Here is a 23,420-nt window from a genome sequence, read left to right on the forward strand (position 1 = left end):
TTTTTTTTCAATAATACAATGTAATTTTTTAATTATAATGTATTAAATAATAGTGTTTTTATTTTTTAAAAAATTATAATATAGGTGCGGTATGTATAAAAAATACTGTGAAAAATGAATTGACAATTTCTCTAATTTGGGTTATAATCAATAACTGTACAAAATCTAACAAAATTCAAAAATAGGGTATGTGTATGAATTATGAAATATTAGCTGAAAACGCCCGCTTTTTTACAATATCAGCGGCAATCTTAACATTAGCGTTTGCCTTCTATTTCTATAAATGGATGCGTAAACAAGATGAAGGTAATGACACTATGAAGGAAATAGCTTCACATGTTCGTTCCGGTGCTATAGCTTATCTTAAACAACAGTATAAAGTTATAGCTTTCTTCTTTGCTGGAGCTTTCATTATTTTTGCTATTCTTTCTTATGCATTAAAAGTTCAGAACCCTTTCATTCCTATAGGTTTTTTAACAGGCGGTTTTTTCTCAACTTTGTCTGGTTTCTTAGGTATGAAAACTGCTACTTATGCATCAGCTAGAACTGCTAATGCTGCTAGTAAATCTTTAAATGAAGGTTTAACTATCGCTTTCCGTTCTGGTGCTGTTATGGGACTTACTGTTGTAGGTCTTGCTTTATTTGACATTTCATTATGGTTTATAGTATTAAATGTATGGCTTGATAATAGTTTATTTGGCACAGACTTTTTAAACTTAGCTGCTACAGGTATAACTAAAGGTACTGCTGAATATACTGCTGCTAAAATGCACTTTGTAACTACTACAATGCTTAGCTTTGGTGTAGGTGCTTCTTTCCAAGCTTTATTTGCTCGTGTTGGAGGCGGTATATTTACTAAAGCTGCTGACGTAGGTGCTGACTTAGTAGGTAAAGTTGAAGCAGGAATACCTGAAGACGACCCAAGAAACCCTGCTGTTATAGCTGACAACGTAGGTGATAACGTAGGTGACGTTGCTGGTATGGGTGCTGACCTTTATGAATCTTATGCAGGTTCTATACTTGCTGCTATGAGTTTAGGTTCTGCTGCTTTCGGATATATTAATCCTGATGTTAGTCCAATATTTGCTGTATCTCTTCCTATGATACTTGCTGCTATTGGTACTCTTTCTTCTATTATAGGTGTATTCTTCGTTAAAACTAAAGAAGGTGCTACTATGGGAGAATTATTAAAGTCTTTAAGAGTTGGTGTTTATGTAAGTAGTGCTATAATCATTATCGTTGCTTTCTTACTTGTAAAAGCTTTACTTCCAAACAATTTGGGATTATTCGTTTCTATAATTGTTGGACTTATAGCTGGTAACGTAGTTGGTTTCTTTACTGAATACTATACTGCTGCTGAATACAGACCTACTCAATGGGTAGCTGAACAATCTAAAACAGGTCCTGCTACAGTTATAATCGGCGGACTTGCTGTAGGTATGCAATCTACTTTAATACCTGTTGTTACAGTAGTTATATCTATAATATTAGCATTCGGATTCGCAGGCGGTTTCGGTGCTGAAGCTTCTTCATTCTCTCAAGGTTTATATGGTATTGCTTTAGCTTCTGTTGGTATGTTATCTACTTTAGGTATTACATTAGCTACAGATGCTTATGGTCCTATAGCTGACAATGCCGGCGGTAACGCTGAAATGTCAGGACTTCCTGAAAGTGTTAGAGAAAGAACAGATGCTTTAGACTCTTTAGGTAACACTACTGCTGCTACTGGTAAAGGTTTCGCTATTTGTTCTGCTGCTTTAACTGCTATGGCTTTAATTGCTGCTTATATTGAGGAAATTAAAACTTCTTTAGGAAGAATGATCAATACTGGTAATCTTACTTCTATAGATATAGGTACTGTTCAATATACTGCTAACAGTGCTAAAGAATTGTATGACAAAGTTGTTTATAGTTTAGGTATGAATGAGTTTATGAATGCTTTCAATATTCACTTAATGAACCCTAAAGTATTAATAGGTATATTTATTGGTGCTATGTTAGTATTCTTCTTCTGTGCTTTAACTATGAAAGCTGTTGGACGTGCTGCTGCAGGTGTTGTAGAAGAAGTTAGAAGACAGTTCAGAGAGATTAAAGGTTTATTAGCTGGCGATAAAGGCGTAAAAGCTGATTATGAAAAAGCAGTTCAAATCTGTACTAAATCAGCTCAGAAAGAAATGATTGTTCCTTCTGTACTTGCTATAATCGTACCTGTTGTAGTTGGTTTCTTATTCGGAGTACCTGCTGTTATAGGTATGTTAGTTGGAGGATTAACTGCTGGATTTGCTATGGCTGTTATGATGTCTAATGCTGGCGGTGCTTGGGACAATGCTAAAAAATACATCGAAGCTGGTAATTTAGGTGGTAAAAAAATAATTGATCCAAAAACAGGAGAAAAAATTACTAACCCTAACCATGCTGCTGCAGTTATAGGTGATACAGTTGGTGACCCATTCAAAGATACTTCTGGACCTTCTATCAACATTCTTATCAAATTAATGAGCTTGATAAGTGTTGTATTCGCTGGTGCTATAGTTGCTTTCTCACCAAAAATTCAAGCAATATTAGGTATCGCTGATCAAATTATTAAGTAATCAATTTTATTTAATATAAATTATAAGCTGTCTGACTTCAGTAAAAGGTTAGACAGCTTTTTTTACTTTAACTTCTTTTTTGTAAAAAAATTTTTAGAAAAATGTGTAAAAGTAAAAAAATATTTTAGATTATTTATTGACTTTATCATATTTTAATTTATAATCATCTTCTATTCAAAGTTTAAATATATCAATTTTTTGTTTTAATGATGAAACTATTATAATAATAGATACTATATTTTTATTTTATAACCTTTGTTAAAAATTTTTATTATCAATATTACATATTTATAGAAAATAAAATAATTTTATAAAAGGAAAATATATGAAAAAAATACATTCTATAAGGGTACAAATGCCTATAGCCATAAGCATTTTAAGTACATTTTTTTTAGTCTTGATAGTAGCAATATTATCATACAGATCACATGCAATAGTTAAAGATTCAACATTATCCGGTTTTGATAATACAGTAAATGGTTATAAAGATATGCTAGATGTTTGGCTTGATGACAGCAGAAATTTAATAAAAACTTATGCTGTATCTCCTATAGTGAGAAATTATTTAATGGACAGAACTATCGATATAAGATCTACTCTTACTGAATTTGAAGCAATCAATGAATATGTACTTGATATAGGTATAACAGATACGAATGGAATAATTTTAGATAATGTTAATAATGTGAAAATAGGTGAAAATATAACAACAGTAAGACCTAATATTTTAAATATATTAAAAAGAAATAATAATGAAGCATCTTTTGATGACAGTATACAAAAATCAAGTGCTGATAAAAAATGGTCATTAGCAGTTATTTGCGGAGTGAAATATAATGGGGAATATGTTGGAAATGTATATATGATTATGGATTGGGAGGATTTAGCTGCTAAACTTCAGGAATTAAAATTGCCTGAAAGAACTAGAATATTTGCTATTGATGATAATAATATAGTTGTATTAGATACTAAAAATGAGATTAATACAGAAGCTAATGAGGCATATACTTCAATAATAAAAGGAGGAATGCCTTCTGGAGTTATGAATTATATATCTTCCGTAAGCAATGATCCTAGAACAGCAGTTTACAGCAGACTTATGAATTTGGATTGGTATTTGATTATGGCTATGGACGATAAAGTTATTTATAAGGCTAATAACGATTCTATAATGATATCTATTATTATATGTATTTTATCTATTGTTTTCATAAATATATTTGCTTTTCTTTATATTAAAAAAGTTACACATCCTCTTAAAGTTTTAATGGATCATGCTACCAGCATATCAGAAGGAAATATAACTACTCATATTAAAGATAATTATGGAAAAGATGAATTCGGACAATTAGAAAAAGTATTTGATGTTATGAGTAACAAATTAGCTGAGGTTGTTTCTAGTGTTAATGATGCTTCAAGAGAAATAATGACAGCAGCACAAAGTATGATGGAAAGTAGTAATGAATTATCTGTAAGAACTGATTCACAATCATCTAGTTTGGAGGAAACAGCAGCAAGTATTGAAGAGATGGTTTCTAATATAAAAACTTCTGCTGAAAAATCTTTGCTTGGAAAAAATATGATGTCGGAATCTATGCAGTATATAGAAGATGCAGCAAATATAATTGCACAAACTGCTTCTAATATAGAAGATGTTTATCAAGCCAGTGAGAAGATAAAAGATATTACAAAGATTATTGAAGACATTGCTTTTCAAACTAATATATTAGCTCTTAATGCTTCAGTAGAGGCAGCACGTGCAGGAGATCAAGGAAAGGGATTTGCGGTTGTTGCTTCTGAGGTTAGAAACCTTGCTCAAACTACTCAGGCTTCTGTTAAAGATATAACTGAATTGGTTGATAATACTTCACAAAAAATTGATACAGCCACTCGAACAGCAAAACAATCTCAAGAAATATTTGTGGACTTACAGAATAAAGTATCTGATACTTCTAAATTAATGGAAACTATTACATCAAATGCTTTGGAACAAGAATCAGGAACTAATCAAATAAGTGTGGAAGTAAATAATATGGAATCTGCTACAACTCAGAATGCTGCTTTAGCTGAAAACTCAAATGAAATTTCAAAGAGTTTAGTTGAAAAAGCAGAGTTTTTAGAAAGAAGTATTGAGTTTTTTAAGATTTCACATAGCTAATTTTGTATATTATAAATATAAGCTGTCTGACTTTATTTTAGTTAGGCAGCTTTTTTATTTAACTATAATTACTTTTACTATACAATAAATATAAAACAATGGTAATTTAGTATTTGTCTATGATACTAATCATACTTAATATTATTAATTTTAGGTATTTACGATATTATTTTTGTTTTGTTATTTTTAATATAAAGTTTTTTGGATTTATTATGAAGTTTGTGAAATATTTTTTATTTGTAAACATTTTAATTATAACTATTACATATAGTGCATTTGCTAGTTTAGAGATAAATTTTCAAGGACATTATGGAATTGCTTTTCCGTTTAATTCTATAAAAGTAAATGATAATTATAAAAATACTATTTATGACAGCGTTAAAGGTTCTTTAGGTTTTGAAGGAGCTGTATTTTTCCAAATAGGAAATTATTTTAAATTATTTGAAGATGATTATACAAGTATTATTAAAGGTGTGAGTTTATTTGGAGATATTGGTTTTAGTATTAATGCTTTGATGTCTGATTATAAAGAAAATAATAGAAAATATACAGAGATACTTGGATTTTATTCTATGATGGTTGGAGCTACTGTTAAATTAAATTTCAGTAAAATGTCTATAGGGTTTGGTACAGGAATAATAGCTCCTTTATATGCTATGGAATCTTCAAGTAAATACGGAGGGGTTATAGCTTCACCTAATTTGGATAATTGGAATGTTAATGATATGAGAAACCTATTTAAAGCTCCTATAATGCCTTATATAAAACTTACAGTAGAAGGATTTTTATATTTAGTTCCTAATTTTGCTGTTACTGTAGGAGGTTATATTATGTATAATTTTGGTATGCAGTATAAAACTGATGTTGTTAATAATAATTTAGGCGGCAATATATATAATCAATATAATTTCTCTGATCTTTCTATTGGCTTAATTTTAGGTATATCTTTTGGAAGAAGCGACGGATATAATTAAAAATCTATAATTTTGACAAATTAATTTTTTTCTGTATAATAAATTTAAAAATTAATTTGGATAAAATAAATGAATATTTTTGATGATCTAAGCCTTTTATATACAATAGCAAAATATTATTATTTAGAAGATTATTCTCAAAGTGATATAGCAAAGATTTTAAATATATCAAGACCTCAAATATCAAGACTTTTAAAAAGGGCTAGGGAATTAGAAATAGTAAAAATAGAAATATCAATGCCTAATAATCTTCAAGATGAAAATAAATCAGAAAAGATAAAAAAATATTTAGGACTTAAAGATGTTTTGATAGTTGAAAATTCAAATGATAATAAACTTTTATATGTAAAGTCATCAGAGTATTTATTACCCTTAATAGAAAAGAGTAAAAAAATAGGTATAGGCTGGAATGAAACCTTATACAATATTTCTATAGAATTAAAATATAATGATTCAGATAAACAAAAAGTATTTTATCCTCTTATAGGAAATTTAGGAAACAATAATAATCCTTATTTGCAAATAACGACTATAGTTGATAGATTTGCTGAAAAATTCAATTCAAAAGCCTATTTCAATAATTATCCTGCATTGATAGAAAAAAAATCTCTTAACAATAATGATCTTGAAAAATTAGAGGAGTTTAAAAAATTTTGGTCTGACTTAGATGTTGCTATAGTAGGTTTAAGCAGCAGGAGAGAATCTTATCAATCATATATATCAGATATACCAAAAGTAGATAAATTAAATGTTGATGAGATAGAGGGAATAATATTAGGAAGTTTTTTCATGAATAATGGAGAAACTTTTAATTATCCTGATAAATATTATGTAAACTCGATAATGCTTTCAGAATTAAAAAAAATTAAAGATATAGTTTGTATAGTTTCAGGAGTAAAAAAAATAGATACTATTAAATTTGCAGCTATGAATAAGTATTTTAATATTTTAATTACCGATGAATCTACAGCAGACTCTATAATATCAAATTTTAATTTATAACATATTTAAACAACTATATTTTGTAAATTTTAGTTTTTTCAATTTTATTGTTTGTGGTGGCTTTGCCCCACACCCCCACTTCTTTTGTTGCCACAGGCGAAGCCCGCCTACGGCGAGAAGCAAAAAGGCTACATTTGGTATTTAATTTAACAAATTATCTTACATATAAGACGATTTTAGTATTATTTAGTACTAATTTTTTACACTTGCATTTTTTTGGTTCTTGGCGAAGCCCGCCTGTGGCGTGCGGCGGGAAAAAGAACAACAAAAAAATTGACAAACTCTAAAATTTTTAGTATATCTTAAATAATTTTATTTTATAAATTATTATTCATTTAATCAATTTAATAAATATTAATAAATTTATACTTAAATTTTAGAAATTTATTTCAGAACAATTGACAAAATACAGCTATATTGTATAATATAAGAAATATTGTTCAGAACATTTGTTCTATTGTATATGATATTAGTTTTGGAGGTTTATTAATATTTATGAATAAAGATAATATTTTTTCTAAGTCATTATTATTTGCAGGTGCATTAAGCTCATCAATGATAAGTGTAAGCTGTAATAATGATAATAGAGCGTCTGATAATAGTATGGTTTTAGCTAGTAACGATATAGAAAAGCCCAATATTGTTTATATAGTTATAGATGATATGGGCTTTTCGGACTTAGGTTGTTACGGTTCAGAGATAAGCACACCTAATATAGATAGGCTAGCAGAAAATGGACTTCGCTATAATAACTTTTGTGTTACTCCTTTAAGTTCGCCTACAAGAGCAGCACTTTTAAGCGGAAGAAATTCACATTCTGTAGGTATGGGAAGACTTGCTAATTATACTTTAGATGCTCCTCATTCTACAGCACAAATAACAAATACAGCAGCTTTAACACCAAGACTGCTTAAAGATAATAATTATAATACTTATGCAGTAGGTAAATGGCATGTGGCTCCTTTATGGGAAACCAGCAGCATAGGGCCTTATAATAATTGGCCTTTAGGAAGAGGATTCGATAAGTTCTACGGATTTATGGATGGAGAAACTGATCAATTCAATCCTGAACTTGTTGACGGAAATACTCATGTTGATACTGTGTATGATGATAATTATCATTTGACAGAAGATATTACAGACAGAGCTATTTATTATATTAAAAGCCATAAATCAATATCAAAAGAAAAACCTTTCATGCTTTACTATGCAACAGGAGCAGCACATTCACCTCATCAGGTACCGGAAGAATATGTGAAGAAGTATGAGAATGTTTATAATGTTGGCTGGGATAAAATAAGAGAGGAGAGATTAAAGAAACAAAAAGAATTAGGCATAGTACCAATGGATGCGGAACTCTCTCCATTAAATGAGAATGTTAAGCCTTGGAATGAACTTGATGAAGATACAAAGAGATTATTTATAGAATACGAAAAACATTATGCAGCTTTCATAGAACATACTGATGCTCAAATAGGAAGATTAATAAAAGCATTGGAAGATATGGGAGAGCTTGATAATACTTTAATATTTTTAATAGCTGATAATGGACCTTCACCATCTGGAAAAGCTACAGGAACTTTAAATACTGTTAATATAAAAAATGGTATTATGTCAGATATAGAAAAAGATGTTAAAAGAATAAATGAATTTTCTAAATTAGCCCCTAATTATCCTCAAGGCTGGGCACAGGTTTCTGCTACTCCATTTAGATATTATAAAGAAAGTGCAAATTATTTAGGAGGAATAAGAGTACCTTTAATAATACATTATCCTAAAGGTATTGATAAATCACAGAATGGAAGCATAAGAACACAATTTAGTTTTGTTACAGATATAGCGAAAACTGTATTAGATATTACAGGTATAAAAGAACCTAAAACAGTTGATGGTATAGAACAAATGCCTTTGCATGGATATAGTTTAGTTCCTACTTTCAATGATGCAAATGCTGATACTAAAAGAACCACTCAGTATTTTGAACTTTATGGAAATAGAGGCTTATATGATAATGGATACTTCTTGTCAGTTTCTCATAAGAAGGGTGATAGTTTTGATAATGATAATTTTGCTCTTTATGATTTGAATACTGATTTCTCTCAGCTTGAAGATATATCAAAAGAAAATGAAAGCAAATTAAAAGATATGAAAAACTTATGGGATAAAGAGGCAGAAAAATACGGAGTAAATCCTCTTGATGACAGAGTGCATGTTGAACTAATAGCTAAGCAATTAAGTGCGAATATAGAAAAGAAAAACTCTTTAACATTATACCCAAATACATCAAGTATAAATGTTAATATATCGGCTATACCTACAGCATTGAACCGTTCTTATGATATAACAGCTTATGTAAATAGAAAATCATCTGCAGAGGAAGGCGTATTATTGGCATTCGGTAATCATTACGGCGGATATTCATTATATATCATCAATAATAAATTAAATTATGAATATATATATGATGACGTAAAATATCATATAGAAGTAAATGAGCCTTTGCCTTTAGGGGAGTTAATTATAAAAGTTAAATACACTAAAACAGGTAAGGATTCAGGAGAAGCGGCATTATTAGTAAATGATAAAGAAGTAGGAAAACTTGCATTACCTAAAGTATATCCTATGACAGCAAATACAACAGATGGAATGTCAGCAGGAAGAGATTTACAAGGCAATGTAAGCGAGAGATATGAAGGCAGAGGACATTTTGAATACAGCGGAGATTTAGAGAAAGTAACAGTTGAAGGACATAATGATTATAACAAAATAGCTATGTGATAAATATAATGATTTAAAGGACATTTTATATTTATATTGAAATGATTTTAGTTTGCCAAAAAACATTTTAAATTTAGGTATTTGTGGGGACTAGCCCCACCGCTATGCGTACTTCGTAACACCCCACTTCTTTTGAGACCGAAGGAAGTACCTTAGGTATGACCCAGGCAAAGCCCGCCTACGGCGAGAAGCTATATCCTTGATAAACTCGGATACGCTTTGCGAAAGGCTATATTGGGTTTTAATTTAATAAATTATATTACATGTAAAATATTTTTAGTATGATTTAGTACTAATTTTACATTTGCACTTTCGCGAAGCGTGCCTGCGGCAGCAACTTTTTGCGGCGGGAAAAAGTTGACTAAAAAATGACAAACTTAAAAATTTTCAGTATATATAAAAAATACGGAATTGTAAGGAGAATAAAATAGTATATGAGAAAAAACAATAATAATTTTAAAAAAGGTTTTTGTATAGGTTCATCTGTACTCATGGCGGCAAGTGCAGTATCCTGTTCAACTGAAAATAAGAATCAATCGGAGAAGCCTAATATAGTTTATATAGTATTAGATGATATGGGATTCGGAGATTTAGGCTGCTACGGATCAAGTATATCTACACCAAATATTGATGCTTTGGCTCAAAATGGTATAAGGTATGTTAACTATTTTACTTCTCCATTAAGTTCTCCAAGTAGAGCGTCACTTCTTACAGGCTGTGAAGCTAATAAGGTTGGAATGGGAGCGGTAAGTCAGGTTGATTTCGGAGATTTAGCACCTAATATGGCAGGAAGAATAAAGCCGGAACATGCTCCTATTACCCATACTTTAAAAGCAAACGGATATAATACTTATGCTATAGGTAAATGGCATTTAGGACCTTATGATGAGTTTACACCAGACGGAGATAAATATCATTGGCCTTCAGGAAAGGGATTCGATAAGAATTATAATTTTATAGCAGGACAGGCTAATCAATTTCAGCCGGGCGGTATTATAGAAGGCGATGAGTTTATAGTTCCTGATACTTCAGATCCTGATTATCATTTAAGTAAAGATATAGTTGATAGAACATTAAAATATATTGATGAATCTAAAAATGAACCTTTCTTTGCTTATGTGGCATTCGGAGCTATGCATGGACCTTTCAATGTTGCTAAAAAATATATAGATAAATATAAAGGTAAATTTGATCATGGCTGGGACGTTGAAAGAGAAAAGATATTTGAAAGACAAAAAGAGTTGGGAATAATGCCTGCTGATGCAGTATTATCAGAAAGAAATGATGAAGTGCCTGCTTGGGATAGCTTAACAGATAAAGAAAAAGCAGTTGCGGCAAGACATATGGAAACTTATGCTGGATTTTTAGAGCATACTGATGAACAAATAGGACGTCTAATTTCAGAAATGAAAAAGAGGGGAGTATATGATAATACAATATTTATAGTAGTTTCAGATAATGGAGCTAATTATAATGGCGGAAGAAATGGAAGTATAATGAATCATGCTAATGAAAATTTATATGTTCATGATTTAGATACACAATATAGTTTATTAGATGAATTTGGAAGTGCTTTATATGGAACAGAATATAATAAAGGCTGGGCTAATGTTTCAAATACTCCATTAAGATATTTCAAAACAAAAACACATTACGGCGGAGTTAAAACTTTCTGTATAGCTTCTTGGGCTAATGGCATAGCTGATAAAGGCAGAATATCAAAAGATATGATAGCTGTATTTGATATAACTCCTACTATGCTTGATATTATAGGAGCAGAACCTTTAACAGAAGTTAACGGAGTGAAGCAGGAAAAAATGCAGGGTATGTCATTCAAAGAAAGTTTTGAAAGTTCTAATCCTATGAGTAATCCTAGAAAAGAAATAGCTTTGCTTATGATGCTTGATAGAACTTATGCAGACGGAAGCGGATACATTATAGTAACTAATCCTAAAACTCAGGAATGGGAATTATATGATATAAATAATGATCCTACTCAGATAAATAATTTAGCTTCTTCTATGCCTGATAAGGTAAAAGAAATGGCTTTGAAGTATGAAACAGTAAGAAGAGAATTCCATGACTCAGAAAATTTACTTATGGATATAGTACATAAAACAAATCCTGAAACATTAACAAAACGCTATGGACAATTAGCTTCAGATGTGCTTACTTCTCTAAAAACTGGTAAGGCTGTATCAAAAGATGCAGAAGAATATTTAAGACTTTATAAATTCTTTAGTTATGTTCCAGAAGGTGCAGGATATACTGGAGTAGGCTCTGTTTGGTATTATCCTTCAACATCTAAATTCAGAGCAACAAACTATACATACAAAAAAGAAGATGGATATTTCTTCTCATTATCAGCAGCAAGAACAGGTCCTGTTTCTCATAAAATCAATGTTGATATAGAAGTGCCTAATAATGCCAAAGGTGTTATATATGCTAACGGAGGTTTAGACGGAGGATATGCACTTTATATAAATGATAATGGAAACCTTGTATATGAATATAATTATTTAGGAGAAAGACAGAAAGTTATATCACCTGAAGTAATGAAAGAAGGTAAATATAATATAGTTATGGATTATAAGAAAGATAAAGTAAATAGCGGAATCATTGATATGATCATAGACGGAAATGCGGTTGCAAGCTCTCCTGTGAAAATGCTTCCTATAATGATTTCTTATGATTATTTCAGTATAGGTGAAGATGTAGGATCTAAAGTAAGTTTAGATTATAAAGATGACTATGTATTTAATGGCAAGGTAGATGAAGTTAATATAGTGCTTGGAGATGATTTATTAAAATAAGAAATATTTTTTAATATTTATAAAGGAGTATTGATATATGACAAATAAATTTAAAAAAGGATTTTGTTTCGGTACATCTTTAATGGTGGCTGCATCTGCAGTATCATGTTCAACTGAAACTCAATCAGAGAAACCTAATATTGTTTATATAGTATTAGATGATATGGGATTCGGAGATTTGGGCTGTTATGGTTCAAGTATATCTACACCGAATATTGATGCTTTAGCTAATAATGGTATAAGGTATGTTAATTATTTTACTTCTCCATTAAGTTCGCCAAGCAGAGCATCACTTCTCACAGGATGCGAAGCTAATAAAGTGGGAATGGGAGTTGTAAGCGATGTTGATTTTGGAGAATTAGCTCCAAATATCACAGGAAGAATAAAAAAAGAACATGCACCTTTCACTCATACATTACAGGCTAATGGATATAATACTTATGCTATAGGTAAATGGCATTTAGGTCCTTATGATGAGTTTACACCGGACGGAGATAAATATCATTGGCCATCAGGAAAAGGTTTTGATAAAAATTACAACTTTGTAGCTAGTCAGGCTAATCAGAATCAGCCGGGCGGTATGATAGAAAATGATAATTATATAATAGCAGATACATCAGATCCTAATTATCATTTAAGCCAAGATATAGTTGATAAAACTTTAGAATATATTGATGAATCTAAGAATGAGCCTTTTTTCGCTTATGTGGCATTTGGTGCTATGCATGGACCTTTCAATGTTGCTAAAAAATATATAGATAAATATAAAGGTAAATTTGATCATGGCTGGGACGTTGAGAGAGAAAAAATATTTGCAAGACAAAAAGAATTAGGTATAATGCCTGCTGATGCAATATTATCAGAAAGAAATGAAGATGTACCTGCTTGGGATAGCTTAACAGAAAAAGAAAAAGCAGTTGCTATTAGACACATGGAAACTTATGCTGGATTCTTAGAACATACTGATGAACAAATAGGACGCTTAATTTCAGAAATGAAAAAAAGAGGCGTATATGATAATACTATATTTATAGTAGTTTCAGATAATGGAGCTAATTATAATGGAGGAAGAACCGGAAGTTTAATGGCTCATGCTAATGAAAACTTATATGTTCATGATATAGATACTCAATACGATTTGATAGATGAATTCGGAAGTGCTGTATATGGAACAGAGTATAACAGCGGTTGGGCTAATGTTTCAAATACTCCATTAAGATATTTCAAAACTAAAGCACATTACGGCGGAGTTAAAACTTTCTGCATAGCTTCTTGGTCTAATGGTATAGCTGATAAAGGCAGAATATCAAAAGAGATGATAGCTGTATTTGATATTTCACCTACTATGCTTGATGTATTAGGTTTTGAACCTTTGACAGAAGTTAACGGAGTGAAGCAGGAAAAGATGCAGGGTATATCTTTTAAAGAAAGTTTTGAAAGTTCTAATCCTATGACTAATCCTAGAAAAGAAATAGCTTTAATGATGATGCTTGACAGAACTTATGCAGACGGAAGCGGATATATTATTGTAACTAATCCAAAAACTCAGGAATGGGAGCTTTATGATATAAATAATGATCCTACTCAGATGAAAAATCTAGCTTCTTCTATGCCTGATAAAGTAAAAGAGATGGCTTCAAAGTATGAAGAAACTGTTAAGAGAGATTTTAACGGAGCACAAAATTTATTAATTGATTTTGCTCATAGGGTAGACAGTAAAATATTAATAGAGCGTTACGGACAATTAGCAAAAGATGTACTTACTTCTATGCAGACAGGAAAAGCAGTTTCAAAAGATGCAGAAGAATATATGAGATTATATAGATTCTTTAGTTTTGTTCCTAAAGGTATAGGATATGCTGGTGTAGGTTCAGTTTGGTACAGACCTCCTTCATCAAAATTAAGAGCAACAAACTATATATACAAAAAAGAAGACGGATATTTCTTCTCATTATCAGCAGCACATACAGGATCAGTTTCTCATAAAATAAATGTTGATGTAGAAGTTCCTAATAAAGCTTCTGGTGTTATATATGCAAACGGCGGTTTAGACGGCGGTTATGTATTATACGTAAATGATGATGGTAATTTAGTATATGAATACAATCATTTAGGAGAAAGACAAAAAGTTATATCTCCTACAAAACTTGAATCAGGAAATCATAATATAGTTATGGACTATAAAAAAGATGATGTAAACAGCGGAGTCATTGACATGATTATAGATGGAAATGTTGTTGCTACTTCAGATATAAATACTTTGCCTATAATGATTTCTTATGACTATTTTAGTATTGGGGAAGATGTAGGTTCTAAAGTGAGTTTGTATTATAAAGATAATTATGCATTCAATGGAAATGTAGAAGAAGTTCATATAAATTTAGGAGATGATTTACTTAAATAATTAATACTCTAATTTTTTTAAGGGGGGATAATTATTCCCTCTTAAATACATACTTAAATTTGATATCTTAAAATTTTTTTATTTTTTATTTTTCCTAAAACCGCATGCTTTTTAAATCGTGTGCGGATTTTATTTTTTTATTTATATTATAAAGGAGAATTATATGAATAAAGGTTATCATTTAATGGCTAAGCCTTTCGGACCTATATGTAATATAAAATGTGAATATTGTTTTTATTTAGAGAAAAAGTCATTATTTCAAAATACTGAAAAATATAAAATGTCTTATGATGTTTTAGAAAATTATATAAAAAAATATATAGAAACTCAGGATATACCGGAAATAAGTTTTGTTTGGCAGGGCGGGGAACCTACTCTTGCTTCTTTGGATTTTTATAAAGATGTTGTAAAGCTCCAAAAAAAATATGCTGGTAATAAAAATATTACTAATTCATTACAAACTAATGGGCTTTTAATAGATGATGATTGGTGTAAATTCTTAAAAGAAAATAATTTCCTTGTTGGTTTAAGTTTAGACGGTAATAAAGATATTCATAACAAATACAGAAAAGATATTTTTGGTAATGGTACTTTTGACAGAGTTTTTAATTCTTTGAAATTGCTTCAGGATTATAATATAGATTTCAATGTTCTAGCTTCTGTTAGCAGATACTCTTCTAAATATCCGTTGGAAATATATAACTTCTTCAAAGAAAATAAAATTAAATATATACAATTTTCTCCTATAGTAGAAAGACTTCCAGATGAAGAAGCTAAAAAACTTTCTCTAACTCATTCTATACCTAACAGCAATTCAAATGAAAAAGTTACTGATTATTCTGTAGAGCCTGAGAGTTACGGAGATTTTTTAATATCTATTTTTGATGAATGGGTTAAAAAAGATGTTGGAGAAATATTTGTTATGAACTTTGAATGGGCTTTAACTTCTTGGCTTGGATTAGATAGTACTATATGTTTATTTGGAAAAGAATGCAGCGGCTGTACTGTAGTTGAACATAATGGTGACATTTACAGCTGTGATCATTATGTTTATCCTGATTACAAAATAGGAAATATAATAAATGATAATCCTAGAAGTATAATTGATTCAGATAAACAGAAAACTTTCGGACTTAAAAAATCCAATTTGCCTAAAAACTGTTTAAGATGTGATGCTTTATTTGCCTGCAGAGGTGAATGTCCTAAAAACAGATTCGATAAATTTTATGATGGTGAAGAAGGAAAAAATTATTTATGTGAAGGATATAAAAAATATTTTTATCATATTCACCCTTATATGAAAGCTATTAGGGAGCTTTTAGAAAATAATATAGATATTAGAGAGATTATGAGAATAAAGGAAAGCCCTATTGTAGTGGTGAAAAAGAATAATTAAATTTTATTATTTTTTGTTATTTATATTTACTAAGTAGACAGCTATATTTTGTAGGAAAAGTCTATATTTTAACTTAAATTTAATAATTTATATTACCTGTAAAATAAAATTAGTATTATTTAGTAATAATTTTATACTTGCACTTTTTGGTTCTTTTTGCGGCGGGAAAAAGAATAATAAACAATTGATAAAGTTAAAAATTTTCAGTATATATTAATTTGGCTTTATTAATCTTATAAGTATTTTATAAAAAAAGCATTTAAATTTTTTTATTAACTTATATAAGCCCCCCACCCGCACCTTATTTTCTAATATGTATATTATAAAAAATAGTTTGCATTTCTTTTTATTTTGTTTTATAAATATAAATAAACAAATAAATTAGGATAATTTTATGAAAGAGATAAAAATCACAGATATAGAAAACATAAAAATAGGCAATGCTGAAAACAAGGAAGCAGCAACAGGCTGTACAGTTATAATATGCGAAAGAGGTGCGGTTATAGGCTTAGATGTTAGGGGAGGTGGACCGGCTTCAAGAGAGAGCGAACTTACAAAGGCACAGGCTTCTACTGATATAGTTCATGCTGTACTTCTTAGCGGAGGAAGTGCATTCGGACTTGATGCTTCAGGCGGAGTTATGAAATATTTAGAGGAGAGAAATATTGGCTTTGATGTTGGTATTACAAAAGTGCCTTTAGTATGTCAGTCTTGTATATTCGACTTGAGAATTGGCGATTATAAAGTGCGTCCTGATATTAATATGGGCTATGAGGCTTGTGTTAATGCTCAAAATAATAATCCTAAAATGGGTAATTATGGAGCTGGAACAGGTGCTACTGTTGGAAAGATACTAGGTGCTGATTATGCTATGAAGTCTGGACTTGGTTTCTATGCTGTACAAGTTGATGATGTAAAGATTGGGGCAGTAGTTTCTGTTAATGCTTTCGGTGATGTGTATGATTATGACAGCGGTAAAATGATTGCTGGTGTTCTTAATGAAAATAAAAATGGATTTAGAAGTTCAGAAGAAGAATTAATAAAAATTACACAGAATAATAATTTATCTTTTACTTCTAATGCCTCAAATGCAAAAGAAAATACAACAATAGGTGCTATTATAACAAATGCTAAATTTACAAAATCTCAAATGGGAAAGATAGCTTCAATGGCACATAATGGATTTGCAAGGGCTATAAAACCTGTTCATACAACATTAGACGGCGACAGTATTTATGCTATGAGTGTGGGTGATGTTAATGCTAATCTGGATGCAGTAGGTACAATTGCTGCTATTGTAATGGGTAAGGCTATTAATAATGCTGTTAGAAATGCTGAAACTTCTCATGGTTTTAAATGCCATAATGATATAATGAAAAATTAATTCTTATTAATATTAAAATATTGTTTTTATAAAAAATAAACTAGAAGTGCTGATTAAATATGTACTTCTAGTTTATTGTTTTTTTATAAAAAATGTATCTTGTGTTGGTAGGCTTAAATAAATTAATAAAAAATTTAAAATGCTTTTTAAGAATATATAAATCAATCTACTTGTTTAGTTTTTGCTATTACAATTTCTCTTACACATATATCCTGAGGCATATTATAGGCAAACTCTATACAATTAACCACATCAGAAGCATTAAGTCCATTTCCTATACTTTTTTTCCATTCAATATAATCAGATTTTATATTTTCATCTGTAGTATGGCTTAAAAGATTAGTTTCTACTACTCCAGGAGCTATAACTATTATCCTTACATTTTTATCAGCAACTTCTTCTCTTATACTTTCTGTAATAGCATGTACAGCAAATTTACTTCCGCAATATATTCCATGATTTGTGAAAGTTTTTCTTCCAGCTATTGAACTTATATTAATAATAGTTCCTTCATTTCTTTTTATCATATCTGGAAGTATAACATTTGTAGTTGTAAGTATTCCATTAACATTTACATCAATCATGTTTTTCCATTCTTCATAACTTTGTTTATCAATATTTCCTAAAAGCATAACTCCTGCACAATTTATAAGCAGATCTGTTTTACCATATTTTTCTTCAGCTATTTTTACTGCATTTTTTATTTCTTCTAAATTTGTAACATCGGCAGAAACACTTATAGAATTTTTTAAATTTAATTTTTCCATTATTTCTTTTCTTCTTGATATTAATAGAGTAGGGTATCCATTTTCAGAAAATTTTTTAGCAGTTTCCATTCCTATACCTGAGCTTGCTCCTGTAATTACAACTAATTTTTTCATTGTAAAAAACTCCTTTATAAAAATAATTTATGATTTATAATACAGTATAGATATAGTAAAACAAGAACGGAAATATCTGTTATTAAGTATCATGTATTTCACTGCATTATTAATTTTTATTAAAGGAAATAGTATTTATGAAAAAAATTAAAGTATCATCAGAGATAGGGGTTACACTTTATATGATAGGCGGTAAATATAAACCAATAATACTTAATTATCTTATAGAAAATAAAACAAAAAGATTTAATGATATGATGCGTTATATGAAGCCTATATCTCAAAGAACATTAACTAATCAGCTTAGAGAATTGGAAGAAGATGGACTCATAAGCAGAAAAATATATGCAGAAGTTCCTCCAAAGGTAGAATATTCAATAACCAAGAAAGGTAAATCATTATATAAAATATTAGAAGCTATGTGTGAATGGGGAGAGAAAAATATTGATGAGGGATTTGAAATTACTAATCCGCAATGTTTAGAAGATGATTAATATAATAACTTTTTATACCAGACCTTTAAAATTTCCTGTTTAATTTGGTATACAATTTTTTCTTATTTTTTTTGTTTGAATTTGAAAAAGCAACCTCACCCAAATTTTTATTAGGTTTATTGATTTTATTAGAAAATAAGTTAATAAATAAAAATGCCGCAGCATAATAAATATACTAACGGCATTTATGATATTATCAGAAAAATATTTTTTATTCTTCTGTTTTTTTCTTTCTAGTAGAAGAAGAAACTTTTTTCACACTTGATTTCTTTATAGATTTAACTTCTTCTTTATCGCTTTCAGCTTTATCAGATTTTTTAAGAGGTTTTATAGGTGTATTAAAAACTTCTTCCTTTACGCTTTTTACTTCACCTTCCTGATATGCTGAAGGGTCTTCAAGCTCATCAGTACCTCTTTTTGGGTCTTTACCAGCATAAACTAGCTTATCTTTAATTCTATCTAATTTTACTTCGCATATTCTTTCAATATCTTCTATGTCAAGAGATTCTTTTTCAAATAATTCTCTTGATAAAGCCTCAAACTTATCAGCATTTTCAGCTATTAATTTTTTAGTTCTTTCATAAGCTCTCATTACGAATTTGTGAACTTCTTCATCTATTTTCTGAGCAGTTTCTTCACTATAATCTTTATGTCTAGCAATCTCTTTTCCTAAGAAAATAGGCTGTTCCTTTTGTCCGAATGATATAGGACCAAGTCTGCTCATACCCCATTCACATACCATTCTTCTAGCAAGTTCAGTAACTCTTTCTATATCATTTGAAGCGCCTGTAGTTACAGAATCTTCTCCAAACTTGAATTCTTCAGCAACACGTCCTCCAAGAAGCAAAGACATCTCATCAACAGCTTTTTTTCTTTGAAGGGTATATCTTCCGTCAGAAGGCAAAGTCCAAGTAGCACCTAAACTTCTTCCTCTAGGAACTATAGTAACTTTATGTAAAGCATCAGTATTTTGAAGAAGTACAGCCATTAAAGTATGTCCTGCCTCATGATAAGCAGTGTTTAATTTTTCTTTTTCGCTTATCAATATGCTTCTTCTTTCAGGTCCCATCATAACCTTATCACGAGCTTCTTCAAAGTCAGAAAGTTCTACTCTTTGTTTATCATTTCTAGCAGCAATTAAAGCAGCTTCATTAACCATATTAGCAATATCAGCACCTGAAAAACCAGGAGTAGCTCTAGCTAAATGATATAAATCTATAGAAGGATCATGCTGTATTTTAGCAACATGCACTTTAAATATTCCCTCTCTTCCTTTAACGTCAGGTAAATCAACAACAACTTGTCTGTCAAATCTTCCTGGACGAAGTAGAGCAGGGTCAAGTACATCAGGTCTGTTAGTAGCAGCAAATATTATGATTCTAGTATCAGTATTAAAACCGTCCATTTCAACAAGCATTTGGTTTAATGTTTGTTCTCTTTCATCATGTCCGCCGCCGTATCCAGCACCTCTAGTTCTACCAACAGCATCAAGCTCATCTATGAATATGATACAAGGAGCAGATCTTTTTCCCTGTTCAAATAAATCTCTTACTCTTGAAGCACCAACACCTACAAACATTTCAACAAATTCAGAACCAGACATACTGAAGAAAGGCACATTAGCTTCGCCAGCAACTGCCTTAGCAAGTAAAGTTTTACCAGTACCAGGAGGGCCTACTAATAATACACCTTTTGGTATTTTAGCACCAAGTTTTGTAAATTTGCTTGCGTCTTTTAAGAATTGTACAACTTCCTGCAATTCCTCTTTAGCCTCTTTACAGCCTTCAACATCTTTGAAAGTTACTTTTACATCTTCTTTAGTTAAAAGTCTAGCTCTGCTTTTTCCGAAACTCATAGCTCTGTTATTAGAACCCTGTACCTGCCTGAACATAAAGAACCAAAGCAGAAATCCTATTAACAGTATAGGAAGTAAGTTTACAAGTATAAGACTTAAATAACTAGGTTTTTCAGCTTCTCCTCTAACTTTAACATTATTATCTATAAGTAAGTTAACGAATCCGCTTGCAGTAAATGGTATAAATGAGTAAAAGTTTATCTCTGTTATTTTACCATTAACTGTTTCTATAGCTTTACCATTTCTAATATTCTGATCTACTATAGTAACTTCTTTAACAACTCCTTCTTTAACTTTCTGTACTACAGTTGAGTAATCCCATTCTTGAGCTTTCACCTGTGGTGTTTTTTGAAAGTACATTATAGCCATTACTACAACCATTGTAAGAAGAAGTATGATTATGATTTGATTTCCTCCGCCTCCGGATTGCGGCATAGATTGTCTTCTATTATTTTTTTTACTACTCATGTATTCTCCAAACTTATTTTTAACTTTTATATATAAATAAATATTAATAAAATATCAAATATTTACAAATTATTATTTTTCAGGTATATCTAAGATAGTACCATAGCTATTAAAGCAATGAGATGCTAGAGAAGAAACTCCTCCGCCTCTCTTAAGAGCACTGTTTATTATTTTCCCATCTTTTCTAGCTAAATCAGGGTATTTTAAATTCATATATCCAATAATAAGTCCTTTGCTTGTAGAGGCATGAATATATGTTACAGTTTCATCTTTTTTATCAACTCCTATTACTATACCGGCATGAGTAAGCTTTTTATCATTAGAAGTAGTTTTGTCAAACATAATTATATCGCCTACATTCGGCAAAACACCTTTATAAATTTTTTTATATTTTGACAAAGTAGAATATATAGTTTTTACTCCGCCAGAATCTAAAATTGCTTGTTTTTCAAATACCGCTATATTAGAAGTCCAATAAACAGCAGCTACATATCCTGAACAATCAAATCTGAATGTTTTCTTCTCTTTAGAAGTAGGGTGTGTTAATGTAGCTTTTTCATTATATTGATAATGTTTATCCAAATAAAAGTTAGCCCATTTACTTATATCATTTCTAACTTTTTGCTTTTGCGTATCATTTATTTCAACTCCACTTTTTTCTAACTGCTTTTGATATTCCTTATCATATCCGTAAGTTTGTGTAAATGATACTGAATAAAATAACATCATCAATAATGATAGTATAATAATATAAAAACGCATAATACACTCTTATACATAGTAAATTATTTTATAAAATATTAGTAAAAAGTCAAGGCAATTTACAATATTATTATTTATATTAATTTGGTTTTTCTAAAACAGTACCATAACTGTTAAAACAATGTGAAGCCAATGAATAAGGTACATCACCTCTTCTAAGATAGCTATTTATTGGCTTTCCATCTTTTCTTGCTAAATCTGGATATTTTAAATTCATATATCCTAAAATAGGACCTTTGCTTGTAGATGAATGGATATAGGTTATAGTTTCATCTTCATCTATATTTATAACTATTCCAGAATGTGTAAGTTTTTTATTTGGAGATGTAGTTCCATCAAAAAATATTATATCACCTATATTGGGCATACCTTTTTTATAAATTTTATTTGCTTTAGATAAAATAAAATGTATATTTTCTGTTGATCCTTGAAGTTTTATAGTAGGCTTTTCAATAGCAGTCCAATACACAGCATTAACAAATCCAGAACAGTCAAAATTTACTTTCTTCTTTTCTTTTGAAAAAGGATTTGTTATTGTGTCGCTTTGGTTATATTTATATTTTTTATTCATATAGAAATTAGCCCATTTTACTATTTCAAGTCTTGTATTTTCCTGACTGAATGCAGGCATAGTAAATAATAATGAGATAATTAAAATACTAATATAAAAACGCATGCTATCTCCTAATAATATTTGTATATAATTAATAAAAGTTGTTTTACTATATTTTTGTAAAAAAAAATTACATCAAATATTTATTGATTCTAACAATTTTTATATTTATAAATCGGATTTTTAATTATAAATAATAGTTACATGTTATTATAATATAACTCTTTAATACTGAATTCATCAGATTTTAACCATTTTATTCTATATTGTATAGGTGTTATTATATTGAAAAATACTGATAGATAAGGGTAGGCATTTTGAAACTGCATAGATAATCTTGTTTTGAATATATATTTATTGTTTTTGTTTAGTTTATTTACATTGATAACTTCTATTCTATTTATTTGATAAATATTTTTAATTAAGATTTCTAAATCTGTATTTCTTGTTTCTCTCATAGTTTCTGAGTTCAAAACAACGTATTCTTTAGTAAAAAAGTCATAATACAATTTTCTATATATATATATTTCTCTTACATTATCATTAATAAATAAATTCTTTTTTATTAAATCGATTCTATAATTTATAAATAATATTATTCCATTATCTATATATTTTTTTATATTTTGATAAATCTCATTTTCATAATATGTTCTTACATCTACATAGAGCGTATCATCATATATATAGCTTTTTGAAAAATGTAATCTTAATTCATAAGCATACGATACTTGTGAAATAGCAATTATTAACAATAGTATAATAAAAATATGTTTCATAATATTATATATTTTATATTGTTTTTATTAAAAGTAAACTAATATCAAGTACTATTTTCTATGTAATA

General features: G+C 29.6%; 15 protein-coding genes. 10 read left to right on the top strand and 5 right to left on the bottom strand.

The genetic code is table 11. The annotated features are described in order from the left end of the window. Positions 1–194: 194 nt before the first annotated feature. The 9 genes from BINT_RS02475 (at position 195) to BINT_RS02515 (ending at position 17,500) form a co-directional block, all read left to right on the top strand. Positions 195–2,591, top strand: coding sequence for a sodium-translocating pyrophosphatase (locus BINT_RS02475; RefSeq protein ID WP_041177186.1), 2,397 nt, complete (start codon positions 195–197; stop codon positions 2,589–2,591). A gap of 325 nt (positions 2,592–2,916) precedes the next feature. Further along, positions 2,917–4,749, top strand: a complete 1,833-nt coding sequence (locus BINT_RS02480) for a methyl-accepting chemotaxis protein (protein ID WP_014486982.1) — start codon at positions 2,917–2,919, stop codon at positions 4,747–4,749. Between the two features lie 212 nt (positions 4,750–4,961). Then, entirely contained in the window at positions 4,962–5,723 is a 762-nt protein-coding gene (locus tag BINT_RS02485) for a hypothetical protein (RefSeq protein WP_041177187.1), read from the top strand. Positions 5,724–5,792: 69 nt separating this feature from the next. After that, positions 5,793–6,725, top strand: a complete 933-nt coding sequence (locus BINT_RS02490; protein WP_014486984.1) for a sugar-binding transcriptional regulator — start codon at positions 5,793–5,795, stop codon at positions 6,723–6,725. A gap of 495 nt (positions 6,726–7,220) precedes the next feature. Further along, positions 7,221–9,503, top strand: a complete 2,283-nt coding sequence (locus BINT_RS02495) for an arylsulfatase (protein ID WP_041177188.1) — start codon at positions 7,221–7,223, stop codon at positions 9,501–9,503. A 434-nt stretch (positions 9,504–9,937) separates the two neighbouring features. Continuing rightward, a complete protein-coding gene (locus BINT_RS02500) occupies positions 9,938–12,316 on the top strand; it encodes a sulfatase-like hydrolase/transferase (RefSeq protein WP_014486986.1) in 2,379 nt (792 codons plus the stop codon). A 37-nt stretch (positions 12,317–12,353) separates the two neighbouring features. Continuing rightward, positions 12,354–14,720 carry an arylsulfatase gene (locus BINT_RS02505; protein ID WP_014486987.1) on the top strand — a complete coding sequence of 789 codons (2,367 nt, stop codon included), beginning with the start codon at positions 12,354–12,356 and terminating at the stop codon, positions 14,718–14,720. A 163-nt stretch (positions 14,721–14,883) separates the two neighbouring features. Continuing rightward, the gene (locus tag BINT_RS02510) at positions 14,884–16,116 is read left to right on the top strand and encodes an anaerobic sulfatase maturase (protein WP_014486988.1); all 1,233 of its coding nucleotides are present in this window, start codon (positions 14,884–14,886) and stop codon (positions 16,114–16,116) included. A gap of 394 nt (positions 16,117–16,510) precedes the next feature. Then, positions 16,511–17,500, top strand: coding sequence for a P1 family peptidase (locus tag BINT_RS02515; RefSeq protein ID WP_014486989.1), 990 nt, complete (start codon positions 16,511–16,513; stop codon positions 17,498–17,500). A gap of 161 nt (positions 17,501–17,661) precedes the next feature. On the opposite strand, the gene BINT_RS02520 is transcribed toward BINT_RS02515, so the two are convergent. Further along, positions 17,662–18,381 (bottom strand): SDR family oxidoreductase, encoded by a 720-nt coding sequence (locus tag BINT_RS02520; protein WP_014486990.1) that lies wholly within the window; start codon positions 18,379–18,381, stop codon positions 17,662–17,664. A 137-nt stretch (positions 18,382–18,518) separates the two neighbouring features. On the opposite strand from BINT_RS02520, the gene BINT_RS02525 reads away from it, so the two are divergent. Continuing rightward, the gene (locus tag BINT_RS02525) at positions 18,519–18,875 is read left to right on the top strand and encodes a winged helix-turn-helix transcriptional regulator (protein WP_014486991.1); all 357 of its coding nucleotides are present in this window, start codon (positions 18,519–18,521) and stop codon (positions 18,873–18,875) included. Between the two features lie 211 nt (positions 18,876–19,086). On the opposite strand, the gene ftsH is transcribed toward BINT_RS02525, so the two are convergent. The 4 genes from ftsH to BINT_RS02545 all read right to left on the bottom strand — a co-directional run bounded on the left by ftsH (position 19,087) and on the right by BINT_RS02545 (position 23,352). After that, positions 19,087–21,198, bottom strand: coding sequence for an ATP-dependent zinc metalloprotease FtsH (ftsH, locus tag BINT_RS02530; protein WP_014486992.1), 2,112 nt, complete (start codon positions 21,196–21,198; stop codon positions 19,087–19,089). A 72-nt stretch (positions 21,199–21,270) separates the two neighbouring features. Continuing rightward, positions 21,271–21,960: an NlpC/P60 family protein gene (locus tag BINT_RS02535; RefSeq protein WP_041177189.1), complete on the bottom strand. Its 690-nt coding sequence runs from the start codon at positions 21,958–21,960 to the stop codon at positions 21,271–21,273. 79 nt (positions 21,961–22,039) lie between these two features. Continuing rightward, positions 22,040–22,636: an NlpC/P60 family protein gene (locus BINT_RS02540; protein ID WP_041177190.1), complete on the bottom strand. Its 597-nt coding sequence runs from the start codon at positions 22,634–22,636 to the stop codon at positions 22,040–22,042. Between the two features lie 137 nt (positions 22,637–22,773). Further along, positions 22,774–23,352: a DUF4390 domain-containing protein gene (locus BINT_RS02545; protein WP_014486995.1), complete on the bottom strand. Its 579-nt coding sequence runs from the start codon at positions 23,350–23,352 to the stop codon at positions 22,774–22,776. Positions 23,353–23,420: the final 68 nt, after the last annotated feature.

This window comes from Brachyspira intermedia PWS/A (genome assembly GCF_000223215.1).
Taxonomy (GTDB): domain Bacteria; phylum Spirochaetota; class Brachyspiria; order Brachyspirales; family Brachyspiraceae; genus Brachyspira; species Brachyspira intermedia.